The 13,080-nt window shown below is 74.3% G+C and carries 9 protein-coding genes; 6 read left to right on the top strand and 3 right to left on the bottom strand.

Annotation, left to right across the window (positions count from 1 at the left end; genetic code table 11):
- Positions 1 to 100 precede the first annotated feature (100 nt).
- On the bottom strand, positions 101 to 1,651 hold the full coding sequence (locus ABZ128_RS16875; RefSeq protein ID WP_356849205.1) for an alpha/beta hydrolase: 1,551 nt from the start codon (positions 1,649 to 1,651) through the stop codon (positions 101 to 103).
- Positions 1,652 to 1,991: 340 nt separating this feature from the next.
- On the bottom strand, positions 1,992 to 3,086 hold the full coding sequence (locus ABZ128_RS16880; RefSeq protein WP_356849103.1) for a PP2C family protein-serine/threonine phosphatase: 1,095 nt from the start codon (positions 3,084 to 3,086) through the stop codon (positions 1,992 to 1,994).
- Positions 3,087 to 3,284: 198 nt separating this feature from the next.
- On the opposite strand from ABZ128_RS16880, the gene ABZ128_RS16885 reads away from it, so the two are divergent.
- From ABZ128_RS16885 to ABZ128_RS16900, 4 genes are all read left to right on the top strand, one after another.
- Positions 3,285 to 5,393, top strand: coding sequence for a SpoIIE family protein phosphatase (locus ABZ128_RS16885; protein ID WP_356849105.1), 2,109 nt, complete (start codon positions 3,285 to 3,287; stop codon positions 5,391 to 5,393).
- Positions 5,394 to 5,564: 171 nt separating this feature from the next.
- Entirely contained in the window at positions 5,565 to 6,233 is a 669-nt protein-coding gene (locus tag ABZ128_RS16890; RefSeq protein ID WP_356849107.1) for a DUF4142 domain-containing protein, read from the top strand.
- 9 nt (positions 6,234 to 6,242) lie between these two features.
- Positions 6,243 to 7,649, top strand: a complete 1,407-nt coding sequence (locus ABZ128_RS16895) for a DUF1996 domain-containing protein (protein ID WP_356849108.1) — start codon at positions 6,243 to 6,245, stop codon at positions 7,647 to 7,649.
- A gap of 200 nt (positions 7,650 to 7,849) precedes the next feature.
- Complete coding sequence (locus tag ABZ128_RS16900) at positions 7,850 to 8,620, top strand: sigma-70 family RNA polymerase sigma factor (RefSeq protein ID WP_356849109.1); 771 nt, start codon at positions 7,850 to 7,852, stop codon at positions 8,618 to 8,620.
- Positions 8,621 to 8,706: 86 nt separating this feature from the next.
- Here the strand turns inward: ABZ128_RS16900 and ABZ128_RS16905 are convergent, their stop codons facing one another.
- Positions 8,707 to 10,035 carry a helix-turn-helix domain-containing protein gene (locus ABZ128_RS16905; RefSeq protein ID WP_356849110.1) on the bottom strand — a complete coding sequence of 443 codons (1,329 nt, stop codon included), beginning with the start codon at positions 10,033 to 10,035 and terminating at the stop codon, positions 8,707 to 8,709.
- A 443-nt stretch (positions 10,036 to 10,478) separates the two neighbouring features.
- Between ABZ128_RS16905 and ABZ128_RS16910 the strand changes: the two genes are divergently transcribed.
- Both ABZ128_RS16910 and ABZ128_RS16915 read left to right on the top strand, forming a co-directional pair.
- Positions 10,479 to 11,537, top strand: coding sequence for a hypothetical protein (locus tag ABZ128_RS16910; protein ID WP_356849111.1), 1,059 nt, complete (start codon positions 10,479 to 10,481; stop codon positions 11,535 to 11,537).
- Positions 11,534 to 12,982 carry an NADH-ubiquinone oxidoreductase-F iron-sulfur binding region domain-containing protein gene (locus ABZ128_RS16915; RefSeq protein WP_356849113.1) on the top strand — a complete coding sequence of 483 codons (1,449 nt, stop codon included), beginning with the start codon at positions 11,534 to 11,536 and terminating at the stop codon, positions 12,980 to 12,982. The genes ABZ128_RS16910 and ABZ128_RS16915 overlap by 4 nt, the downstream gene beginning before the upstream one ends.
- Positions 12,983 to 13,080 lie beyond the last annotated feature (98 nt).

The following is a 13,080-nucleotide window of genomic DNA, read 5'->3' on the forward strand; positions in this document are numbered from 1 at the left end:
GCGGCACACGGGGACGCCCCGGACTGCGGCCGCCGTGACGAGGAGGCCGGGGCGGCGTCCTGGGGGGCGGGCGAGGTCCGGGGCGTCGGTGTCGGTTCGGTCAGAACCTTCCGTCCGTCAGCGCCGGGAAGCGCTGCGGGGAGGAGGGGACCAGCTCCGTGCGGCGCTCGGCGGCGGACGGCGCCGTCCGGCACGTCACGTCCTCGGCGGGCAGCCTGCCCGTGGCCAGGTACGCGTTGACCGTGGCGTTGGCGCAGGAGGCCGGGTCGAAGAGGTACACGCCGTGGCCCTCGCCGCCCATCGCCAGCACCATACGCGAGCCCTTGAGGGCGCGGTGCAGGCCCTGCCCGCTGACCAGCGGGGTCTGCGAGTCCCACTCGTTCTGCACGGTCAGCACGTCGGCCCTGGTCTTCATCGCCGTCGGGGGCTCGATCGGCCGGTGCCAGTAGGCGCACGGCTTGATGTTGGAGGCGAAGTCCCCGTACAGCGGGTACGCGGCCTTGTCCCGGGCGGCCTCCCGCGCGTACTGCTCGGGATAGCGCGGCCACTCCGTGTCCCCGCACACCACCGACCAGAACACGGCCGTGTCGTTGTCGGAGGCCGGTTCGGCGGTGGGCTTCAGGAGCTTCAGCCGGTCCGGGGAGAGCCGGACCGGCTTGCCGTCGGCGGCGTCCTTGAGGGCCTTGACGACCGGCGCCGCCTGCGCCGGGTAGAAGAACAGCGCCCGCGCGGTGCGGATGTCGTCACCCGTGAGCTTCTGGCCCTCGAACTCGATCGGTTCGCGGTCGGCCCGGGCCACCAGGTCCCAGAAGGTCCGCGACACGGCCTCCGGGGTGTCCCCCAGCCCGAACTCGCCCGCACGCCCGGCCGTCCACTGCGTCCACCGCTTGAACGCGGGCTCGGCCTCGGTCGCCCACACCTGGATCATCCCGCGCCAGGCCCGCGCCGGGTCCACCCCGCTGTCGAGGACGAACCGGTCGGTGCGGCCGGGGAACATCTGCGCGTACACCGCGCCCAGATAGGTGCCGTACGAGTAGCCGAGGTAGGAGAGTCTGCGCTCGCCCAGCGCCGAGCGGATCGCGTCCATGTCCCGCGCCGTGTTCCGCGTGGTGATGAACGGCAGTACGGAACCGGCCTTCTCACGGCACTTGTCCGCCACCGTCTGCGCCCATGCCACGTCCGCGGGGAAGGTCTCCTCCTTGTACGGGCGGTTGAAGTTCTGCTCAGCGGCGGTCAGTCCGCAGGTGATCGGGCTGGACCCGCCGACGCCGCGGGGATCGAAGCCGATCAGGTCGTACTGCTCGCGTACGTCCTTGGGCATCGCCTCGTTCATCAGCAGCGGCAGATCGAGCCCCGGACCTCCGGGGCCGCCCGGGTTGAGCAGCATGGCGCCGTGCCGCTTGGCCGGGTTGTCGCTCTTGAGCCGGGATATCGCGAGATCGATCGTGCGGCCCCGGGGGCGCCGGTAGTCGAGCGGCACCTTGAGGGTCGCGCATTCGAACGCGGCCGGCTGGTCGGGGCTGCAGCGGTGCCAGGCGGGCTTCTGCGGGGCGTACTCCGCCGGGGCGGCCGTCGCCTGGGTCGCGGACAGCACGGGCGCGGTGACCGCCAGGAGGCCTGCGGCGGCGAAGGTCGACGCGAGGCGTTTCATGTTCACGAAGAGCCGTTTCCTTTCCGTGGGTTCGATGGCGTCACCACCCTGTTGCACGGGGCGTCCGGGCGAATCATCCCGAAGGCCGGGCCGTATGCTCCTCACGAACGAGCTGATATCCGGACAACTGGCCGACACGCCGCAGCCGTTGTCATGCCAGATGTATCGGGCCGTCGTCCGGCGCAGGAGTCGGTGCAGGAGTCGGTGGGCGCGTCGGTGCGCGAGTCGGTGCGCGGACGGGCCGGCGGACCGCCCGGATCGAGCGGTCCGCCACGAGGCCCGGTGCCAAGGGTCCGGTCAGGAGTTCACGGAGGGGTTCGCCGGGGGCCGGCGGGCGGGATCAGGAGCGGTCGGCCACGCGCTCGATGGCCACCATCGCCGCATCGTCCCCCAGGCGGCCCCCCGGCGCGTGGGAGAGCAGGTCCGCGCACAGATGGCCCAGCAGCGCGGCCGGGCCGTCGCCGGAGCGGCCGGTGGCGCGCTCGGGCAGCGGGTAGAAGGAGCCGGCCCGGTCACGGGCCTCGATGACGCCGTCCGTGTAGAGGAGGACGACGTCGCCCGGCTCGAAGGAGAAGGACTGCACCGCGTACCCGGAATCCACGTACTGCGTCAGGCCGAGCGGCGGCGCCGGGTGGTCCACCTCCAGGGGGACCACCTGCCCGCCGCGCAGCAGCAGGGGCGGCGGGTGCCCACAGCTGACCAGGTGCACGGTCATCTCCTGATCGGGGACGTCGAGCACCGCCGCGGTGGTGAAGGCCTCACCGGAATCCACGGCCTCCCCGTCGGGTCCGTCCGGGTCCGCGGCCACCGCGGCCTCCAGGTGGGCGACCAGCCCCGGCAGGTCGTCCTCCTGGTGCGAGGCGGCCCGGAAGGCCCCGAGGACCAGGGCCGCCTCGCCGACGGCCTCCAGGCCCTTGCCCCGCACATCGCCGATGATCAGCCGGGTGCCGTGCGGCGTGCGCGCGGCGGCGTACAGATCTCCGCCGATCCGGGCCTCCGCCTCGGCCGCCAGGTAGACGGAGGCCAGCCGGAGCGGACCCATGCGCTCGCGCAGCGGCCTCAGCACCACCTGCTGTGCGGCCTCGGCCACCGAGCGCAGCTGCGTCACCTGCCTCTCGTGGACCTCGCGCAGGTGTGCCAACAGCGTGACGAGGATCGAGATCAGCACCAGGGCGATGATCTGGAGGGTGTGGTTCAGGTCCGTGAGGGTGGTCCGGGCCGCGGCGACCACCGACTGGGCCACGACCGCCGCCGCGCCCACCAGCCCGGTCGTCCTGGGCCCCGCGAAGGAGGCCGTGACGGCCGGTGCGGCGACCAGAAAGGGCCCGAGGTGGACCTCGGGCGGCGCCAGTACGTCGACCAGGGTGACCCCGGCGATCAGGGCGAACGGAACCGACAGCAGCGTGAGGCGGGCTCGTGTCGGCCGGGGGTCCATGCCTCCTGGATACACCGCGCGGAGGGTTCGCGCGCCCTGCCGGGCCGCCGCACCCGCCTGACGGCCGAACCGCACAGTGCTGCGGCTGCCGGTCCGGGGGAGTGGAGAGAGGATGGGAGCACCCGGGCAGCCCCGGGCATGGAACCGAGCGGGCCGACCGACCGCTCCCTTGGCCGTGGACGGGAAGGAGTGGCCGGCATGAGTACGTCGGACGCCTCCCCGGCCGGTCCCGAACCGGCACGCCCCGGCCCCTCGACCGGGCCGGGGCTCCTCGACGTGCTCGGCGTCGCGGCCGTGGTCCTCGACGAAAGCGGCCGGATCGCCCTGTGGAGCCCGCAGGCCGAGGCGCTCTTCGGCTACACCGCCTCGGAGGCCCTGGGCCGGTTCGCGGCCCAGCTGCTCGTCGACGAGCAGCATCTCGGGCTGGTCCTCTCCCTCTTCGAGAAGGTGATGGCCGGCGGCGGCCCATGGGCGGGCGTCTTCCCCGTCCTGCGCAAGGACGGCAGCACCCGACTGGCCGAGTTCCGCAACATGCGGCTGGAGGACCAGCAGGGCCGGCGCTACGCCCTCGGCATCGCCTCCGACCAGGCCACCCTGCGGCGCGTGGAACGCGACCTGGCCCTCTCGATGCGGCTGGTCGCCCAGTCCCCGATCGGCCTGGCCGTCCTGGACACCGACCTGCGCTACGTCCTGGTCAACCCGGCCCTCGAACGCATCAACGGGCTGCCCGCCTCCCGGCACATCGGCCGCCGGGTCACCGAGGCCCTGCCCTTCCTCGACGCCGAAGCCGTCGAGGCCGCCATGCGCGAGGTCCTCACCAGCGGCTCACCGCAGCTGAACCAGTTCACGACCGGCCGTACGCCCGTCGCTCCCGAGGAGGACCGCGCCTGGTCGGTCTCCGTCTACCGGCTGGAGGACCCGGCGGGCAAGCCCATAGGGGTCGCGGCCTCCGTCGTGGACGTCACCGAACAGCACAAGGCGTCGACCGCCATCGCCATCGCCCGCCAGCGGCTCGCACTGATCGCCGACGCGTCCGTACGCATCGGGACCACCCTCGACCTCTGGGTCACGGCCCGGGAACTGGGTGACGTCGCCGTGCCGCAGCTCGCCGACGTCGCCACCGTCGACATCCTCGACTCCGTCCTCGGCGACCACCCGCCCGGCGGCGAGACCGAGGGGACCGTGCAATTCCGTGCCCTGGCCGTCAAGGCGGCGCGGCCCACCCCCGCCACCCGCGCGGCCGACCCCGTCGGCACCATCGCGCGCTACGACTCCACCCGGCTGGTCACCCAGTGCGTCCACACCGGCCGCCCGATCCTGCGGGCCGACGTGAGCCCCGGGAGGCTGGCGGGCATCGCCCGCGACAGCGAGGCCGCCGCCCTCCTCGCGGAGGCCGGTCTCCACTCGTACCTCGCCGTGCCCCTGATCGCCCGCGGCGAGGTCATCGGGGTCATGGGCCTGCAACGCACCGACAATCCGCTGCCGTTCGACCACGACGACCTGCTGCTCGCGAGCGAGCTGGCGGCGCGGGCCGCCGTCTGCATCGACAACGCCCGCTGGTACCAGAGGCAGCGCCACGCCGCCCTCACCCTCCAGCGCCACCTGCTGCCCCACCACCCCACCCCCACCCCCGGCCTGGAGATCGCCTACCGCTACCAGCCCGCCGCCGCGGTCGGCGAGGTCGGCGGGGACTGGTTCGACGTCATCCCGCTGCCCGACGACAAGACCGCCCTCGTCGTCGGCGACGTCATGGGCAGCGGCATCAACGCCGCCGCCACCATGGGCCAACTGCGCACCGCCGCCCGTACGCTGGCCGAACTCGACCTCGACCCCGCGGCGGTCCTGACCCGGCTGGACCACACCACCACCGGCCTCGGCCACACGATGGCCACCTGCGTGATCGCCGTGTACGACCCCCACCACGGCCGGTGCCGCATCGCCACCGCCGGCCACCTGCCCCCCGTACGCACCCGGCCCGGGCACGAGCCCGAACTCCTCGACCTGCCCACCGGGGCACCCCTGGGCGTCGGCGGCGTGCCGTTCGAGGCCTCCACCCTCGATCTGGGCGTCGGCGACGAACTGGTCCTCTACACCGACGGCCTCGTCGAAACCCGCGACCAGGACATCGACATCCGGCTGCAGGCCCTCACCACACTGCTCGGCGATCCGGGCCGTCCGCTGGAGGACACCTGCGACCTGCTGCTGCGCACCCTGCGCCAGCCCGACGACCGCGACGACGTCGCCCTCCTCATCGCGCGCGGCAGGGCGCTGCCGGCGGCGGGACCGGAGCCGGGCCCGGGCCGCTGAACGGGTCGGCACGGTACCAGCCTTCCGAGGCCTTGCCCGGATGTTTGTCCATTCGTGATGGTCCTTCCGCGCGGACACCACACAGGGCACTAGCGTCCCTTGGCACCCGGTCCCCGGTCCCCGTACCCAGGAGGCACAGTGCTGTCATTCCGTCGGTCGGCCATCGGCAGCATGTCGGTCGCTTCGAGACATGTGATGGCCACGGGCGTCGTCATCGGCGCCCTCGCCTTCACCCTGATCGCGTTGCTGATCCCCGTGCAGAAGTTCGGCGGCTCGGCCGTCGCAGCCGCCCCGGCCGCCACCGGCGACGACGACGGCGCCGGCACCCTGAGCACGGCCTTCGGCCCCCTGACACCCCAGGACCGCGACTTCGTCCGCAAGGTACGGCTCGCCGGACTGTGGGAGCTGCCCGCCGGACGCCAGGCCCAGCAGCGCGGCAAGCGCCCGATGGTCCGCACCGCGGGGGAGCACCTCATCGAGGGCCACACCGAACTGGACCGGCGGGTCATGGAGGTGGGCCAGGCCCTGGGCATCGAACTGCCCAACCGGCCCTCCGCACAGCAGCAGGGCTGGCTCGACCAGCTCGACGCGGCCCAAGGTCCCCAGTACGAGCAGCTGTTCGCCCAGCTGCTGCGCCGGGCCCACGGCAAGGTGTTCGCGCTGGTCGCCCAAATACGCGCCCAAACCCGCAACTCCATGGTCCGGGCCCTGGCCACCGACGCCAACACCACCGTCCTGGACCACATCACGGTCCTCGAAGCCACCGGGCTCGTCGACTTCGACGGCCTCGCGGACGCCCCGCCGTCCCCTTCCGCCCCCCTTCCCCGACCGACGAAGTGAAGTGATCGCATGAGTCAAAAGGGCCACAAACGCCGTCTACGGCCTGCGCACAAGGCCCTCGCCGTGATGTCCGCCCTGGTCCTGGGCGGCGGCGGGGCCGTGGTCGTAGCCCAGGGCGCCTTCGCCGGGCAGGACGCCGCGGCACCGGTGACCGCCACCATCGACTGCCCCGACGTGGGCGACCGGCTGCGCACCGTGCCCGACCAGGCCCGGCCCGCGGTGGACGAGAAGCTCGCGCAGCTCGACACCCAGGTCGCCGACGCCTACCGGCAGCTCTCCTCCGGCCGGGCCCGCGGCGACGCCCTGCTCGGCGGCCTGAAGGACCAGCGGGGCAAGACGATCGCCTCGCTCTCCGACGCGATCGGGCAGGCGGGCGACGCCCGTCCCGAGGGCCTGGACGCGCTCAGCGCCTGCACCATGAAGCAGGCCCCGGCCCCCGATCCTGCGGACGAGCCCGGTGCCGGCGACGGGGAGGCGCAGGGCCTCGCGGCCCAGGGCGCCGCGGCGCAGCAGGACGGCGCCCGGCAGGCCAAGGGCGGCCCCGCCCGCAGCGACTTCGTCGCCATCGGCAACGTACGGCCGAACGTCCGCAAGCCGGGCAACCGCCAGGGCGCGTCCACCGGGTCCTTCTCGGTGCAGTGCGGCCGCAACGAGAACGGCCACTTCAACCCCGACAACGTCATCGTCGCGCCCGGCGTGAGCAACGGCGCCCACCACATGCACGACTACGTGGGCAACAAGACCACCGACGCCTTCTCCACCAACAACAGCCTCGCGGCCTCCGGCACCACCTGCACCAACGGCGACCAGTCCACCTACTACTGGCCCGTGCTGCGCCTGCGGGACGGCCGGGCGGAACGCGACGCCAAGGCGCCCGGCGGCGGCCAGGACGCGAACATCGGGACGATCCTGCGGCCCAAGCAGGTGACCATCGACTTCAAGGGCAGCCCCGTGGGCAAGGTGACGGCCATGCCCCGCTTCCTGCGCATCATCACGGGGGACGCCAAGGCCTTCACCAACGGGCCCGGCAACGCCAACGCCTCGTGGAGCTGCACCGGCTTCGAGAACCGCCAGCTGAAGGACAAGTACCCGGTCTGCCCCAAGGGCAGCGACGTCGTCCGGACCTTCACCTTCCAGAGCTGCTGGGACGGCAATAACATCGACAGCGCCAACCACCGCACCCACGTGGCCTTCGCGAACAAGGACGGCTCCTGCAAGGCGGGCTTCAAGGCCCTCCCGCAGCTGGTGCAGCGGATCACGTACAGCGTGCCGCCGGGCGCCCGCTTCGCCGTGGACAGCTTCCCCGAGCAGCTGCACAAGCCCGTGACCGACCACGGCGACTTCATCAACGTCATGTCGGACGGCCTGATGGCCAAGGCGGTGCGCTGCATCAACGACGGGCGCGCCTGCCGCTGAGACCCTCGGGGCGGCGCCTCCTCCTACCTCCCCGGCTCCGCCCCGAGAGCGGTGCCGGCCCGAAGCCGACTTCGGGCCGGCACCGCGTCCGTGTGCGCACCGCCGACCGGCCCCGGCAGACCGGCCCACTCGCCGGCCGGCCGACCCGCGGATCCGTCGACGACGGTGCGCGCGTCGCCCCGGAAGACCCGAGGAGCGCCATGGCCGAGCCCTGCGACCGGGAACTCATCCGGCAGCTGCGCGAGGCGTACGCGGCCGGTGTGCAGGCCCCCGCCGCCTGCGACACCCTGTACCGGCGGCACAGCGGCGCCGCCCTCGCCTTCGCGCGGGGCTGCTGCCGCAGAGCCCCGCACGAGGCCGAGGACCTCGTCTCCGAAGCCTTCATCCGGACCCTCCAGGCGGTCCGCTCCGGGGCCGGACCCCGCGAGCGCTGGCGCCCGTACCTGCTGGCGGTGGTCCGGCACACGGCCGTCGAATGGCGGGCGGGGGCCGGGCGGACCGTCCTGACCCCCGACGTCGAGGCGTGGTGCCGTCCCGCGCCGAGCGGAGAGGAACCGCAGCGCAGACTGCTGGACGACGAGGACCGCAGGCTCGTCACCCGGTCCTTCCACGCCCTGCCCGAGCGGTGGAAGGCCGTCCTGTGGCACACCCTCGTCGAGGACGACTGCCCGCATCCCGTCCCCCTTCTGCTGGGCATCACGCCGAGCGCCGTGACCTCCCTGGCCTTCCGCGCCCGCGAGGGACTGCGCGAGGCGTACCTGCGCGCCCACGTCGACACCGCGGCCGACCCCCGCTGCCGCCACTACGCCGGCGTACTGGGCGCGGCGGTCCGCCGCCGCGGTGCCCCGCGCGGCCGCGGCCTGGTCCGCCATCTGGCCCTCTGCCGCTCCTGCTCGCGTGCCCACGCCGAGCTGCTCGACCTCGACGCCGCGCTGCGCGCCGGGGCTTCGGCCGTACTCGCGGACCGGTGACGGCGTACACGTGCGGCGGCCCCGGCCCCCGTACCGCGTGGGTGCGGGACGGGGACCGGGGCCGGGTGCCGGTGGGCAGTCTGCGGTCAGAGGCCGTTGACGCGGGCCATGCGGCCCACGCCCAGCGGCCGGAATTCGTTGGCGGCGGCCCGCACCTTGCGGCCCGCCCGTGAGTGCTGGCGCCGCACCTGGGCCATCAGGCGGCGGCTGCGCAGGGCGAGCTCCAGTTCGAAGCGGGTACGGGGGTCGCGCAGCCCGGGACCGAAGAGCTTCTCCAGCTGGCGCATCCGGTAGCGGACCGTCTGGGGGTGCACGCTCAGCGCCTTCGCGGCCTCGGGGGCCCCGCCGCCCTCCAGCCAGGCGAGCAGGGTCACTTCGAGCCGTTCGCTCTGGCGCGGGGTGAGGTCGGCCAGGGGGCGCAGCCAGCGTGCGGCCAGCGCGTGCGCCAGGGGTTCGTCCTGGAGGAGGAGCAGGGTCGAGAGGTGGTCGTCGACGAAGAGGGCCCGCGCGTCCATGCCCGCGCGGTTGGGGGTCAGGGCCAGCAGGCGCAGGGCCCACCGCAGGGAGGAGGCGGTGTCCCGGGGGGCGACGGGGTGGCCGACGGCGGCGAACCGCCCGCGCAGCAGGGCTTCCAGGGCGGTGCGCGTGTCCGGATCGGGGCTCGGGACGAGCAGGCAGGGCTGGGCGCCGACCATGCCCGCCAGGCCGTCGTCCAGCACGGCGGCGAGCTGCTGCGTCTCGCCGGGCGTGGCCATCGCGATCGCGCGTATCTCGGAGGGGAGGGGCCAGCCGGCCGCGGCGGCCAGGTCGGCGAGGGCCGTTTCAGCCATGGGCATGTCACTCGTGAGAGCGGAGAAGAGCTCGCGCCGCGCCCGTTCGGGCGGACCGCCGAGCCCCTCGGCGGGCACCACCGTCAGCGGGGCCAGACTGCGCCGGCGGGCCGGTTCGCACACCGGCGGCTCACTGCGGCCGTGGTGTTCGGCGGGCGGCCCTTCGCCGCAGGGGCCTTCGGCGGGACCGTGCCCCTGGAAGGAACCGGTTCCCTGGAAGGAACCCGGCCCCTGGAAACCGGGGCGCTCACGGGCGCCGGCCTCCCCGGCTGCCGCGGGGCCCTCGCCTACGGCCTCGGTGCGGACCGGTGCCGGCGCCGGCGGGTGCGCCGTCGGCGGGTCCTGCTGCCGCGGCGCCGGTTCGCGATAGCCGAGGGTGGTGAGCAGGGCCGCCTCCACCCGCTGTCTGACCACCTCCTCGCCGAGTTCCTCGACGAGGCCGGAGAATCCGGGGATCTCCTCCCTCATCTCCTCCACCATCCCGGCGGCCAGCGCGGGCAGTTCCCTTCGCAGCACCCGGGTCCATTCGCCGCGGGGGCGGGCCCAGATGCGGTTCAGCAGTTCGCACATTGTTACCTCGTTCATGCCGGGGTACGGCCTGCCCCGTGGAAGGGTGGCAGGCCTGTCGAGCCGCCTCCCTCCCTGCTCGGCGCCAGTGCCGACCGGGAGTTGAGCACCTCGTACACCCTCCAGGAGAGTGCCGTTCGCTTGCGGTCCCGCGGCTTTGCCTCGTTTTTGCCGTGGGACGGGTGTGGCGGCGGACAAGGCGTCACCCCGGGCAGCCACCGCACCGTTGGAAGGGAATCTTCCGCGGACGTTCGGGATGACGATGCCACGCGCGCAAGAACTTGTCACGATTCGATAAATACTGTGGAGGCGTTGCGAAGCTCCACGATGCTTCTGCACTCCGGCCCCCGCTCCCGGTCGGCGAGGCACTCATCTCCCGCCCACCGCGGAGCAGTTCCGTCGACTACCCCGGGCGCCGAGTGCGGTGGAGTGCCTCGGGCCCGGGCGTATGGGAGAACTCGATGCCCCTGTCCCAGCCCCTTGCGCCCCGCTCTCACCGGGCCCGCCGCACCAGACGCCACGCCGGCGCCGCCGCGGCGGCGGCCGCAGGCCGACGGGCGCTGCGGCGGCCGCCCCTGCTGTCGGCCGCCGGGGGCCTGCACCCCGCCGCCCTGGCCGTCGCCGCCCTGGCAGCCCTCCTTGCGGTTGCGGTGGCCGCCCGGGCGGGCGCCCTCACGCACCTGTGGGACTTCCTCGACTTCGGGGCGGGCGTGCTCTCGCTCGTCTCGCTCACCTCCGCCGTCCTGTGGGGGCTGGCGGCCACCGACCGCACGCTGCTCAGCTCCGGGCACCGGCTCGTCGCCCAAGGCGCGCACCGCGGGCTCGCCGTCGCCGGACTCGGCTTCCTCGCCTTGCACGTCTGGGTGAAGGTCGCCGAGGCGCACACCGGACCCGCGTCCGTCCTCGTGCCGTTCGCCGACCGCGACCGCCCCTTCCTGATCGGGCTCGGCACCCTGGCCGGATACCTCTTCGTCTCCGTGGCGGTCTCGGGCGCGGTGCGCAGCGCCTTCGCCACCAAGGGCCGCTCCCTGTGGTGGCGGGCCCTGCACGTGGGCGCGTACCCCGCCTGGGGAGCCTCGCTGGTGCACGGCCTGAAGTCCGGGCGCGCCGCCAGCAGTTGGGTGACCGTGGCCTACGCTCTGTGCCTGGTCGGGGTGGCGGCCGTGCTCGCCGTACGCCTGCGGTCGAGGCTGCGCGCCGCCCCCGCCCGGCCCGTGGCCGCGCCGCCGTCCGCCGCCCCCGCCGCGCCGGTTCCGCCCCAGCGGCGGCCCCGGCCCCCGCAGCAGTTCGTCCGGCAGCCCGCGGAATGGGCCGCCGAGCGCCTGACCGCCCGCCTGGCGCGGCAGTCGGACCGCCGCTCCGTCGGCCAGGAACCGCTCCCCGCGCCGGTGCCCCCGCTGCCGGCCCCGGCGCTGGGCGCCGAACGGCCCGCCTACCAGGCGGTGTTCATATCCAGCAGCCTCGGCGCCGGCGCCGACCGGCCCGGTGAGCCGCTCGGCGGGGTACGGGGGCGGCAGTGACCGGAGTCGCGCACCCGGCCCTCGGCTGCGTGGGCCAGCCCCGGCTGCTCGCGGGGCTCGACGTCGCCGAACGGCTCGACCGGGCCGGGCACCTGGCGGTGCACGGTCCGTTGCCCTCGTACGACCCGGACGCACTGGTGGAGCTCGCGGAGGCGATCGACCTGCGGGGCCGCGGGGGAGCGGGCTTCCCGTTCGCCCGCAAGCTGCGGGCCGTCATGCGCTCGGCCCGCGGGCGCGACGGGCGCACCGCGGTCGTCGTCAACGGCAGTGAGGGCGAGCCCAGTTGCCTCAAGGACACCGCCATGCTGCTGCACGCCCCGCACCTGGTGCTCGACGGGGCGCTGCTGGCGGCCGCCGCGCTGGGAGCCGAGGACGTGGTCGTCGGCGTCACCCGGGAGGACGTGGAGGGATCACTGCGCGCCGCGGTGGCCGAACGCGGCCCGGCCGGCAGCCGGGTCCGCGTCGTCAGGCTCCCCGAGCGTTTCGTCACGGGGGAGGGGACGGCGCTGGTACGCGGCCTGGAAGGCGGCCCGGCGCTCCCGTCCGGGCAGAAGGTGCGGACCAGCGAGCGGGGCCTCGGCGGGGTGCCGACGCTGCTCTCCAACACCGAGACGTACGCCCAGCTCGCCGTCGCCGCACGGATGGGCGCCCCCGAATACCGGATGGCGGGCCTGCCGACCGAGCCGGGCACGATCCTGCTGACCGTCGGGGGGTCCACGGTCGTGGAGGTCCCCGCCGGGACCTCGCTCGCGTACGTCCTGGACCTGTGCGGGGCCGGCCCGGGCCAGGGGGTCCTGGTCGGCGGCTACCACGGCCGGTGGCTCGCCCCCGCGGCGGCCCGCACGGTGCTGCTGTCCCGGCAGTCATTGGCCTCGGCCGACGCCGTCCTGGGCGCGGGCGCCGTGCTGCCGCTGCCCGAGGACACCTGCCCGGCCGGCGAGATCGCCCGGGTGACCCGCTGGATGGCCGACGAGTCCGCGGGCCAGTGCGGCCCCTGCGTCAGAGGGCTTCCCTCGCTCGCCGGGGTCGTGGAGGACCTCGTGGGCGGCGGAGGGCGGGCGGCCCTGGAGGCGGTGGAGGCGCGGATGCGCTCCGTACGACGCCGCGGCGCGTGCAGCCACCCCGACGGCACCGCCTCCTTCGTGGCCTCCGCGCTGGCGGTCTTCCCCGAGGAGCTCCGCGACCACGCCCTCGGCAGCGGCTGCGGACGGCGGGTCCTGGGGGCCCTGCCCCTGCCCGCCGACGAGAACCCCGAGCGGCTCGTCGTGGACTGGACGCTCTGCAAGGGCCACGGGCTCTGCGTGGACCTGCTGCCCGACGTCGTCCGGCTGGACGGCGACGGCTACCCGGCCGAGGCCGTGATGCCGGTGCCGGGACGGCTTCGCCCGAAGGCGCTGCGCGCCGTGCGCCGCTGTCCGGCGCTCGCGCTGCGCATCCAGGAATGAGCTCGCGGTCAACGGACGCGGCCGGGCGGAGTTCACTCTTTGGCGCGATCTGACAAATTCCCGGGAATACGAATTCGGCGGGCTCTCCTGGCCTTATG

The organism is Streptomyces sp. NPDC006326 (assembly GCF_040612915.1).
GTDB lineage: Bacteria > Actinomycetota > Actinomycetes > Streptomycetales > Streptomycetaceae > Streptomyces.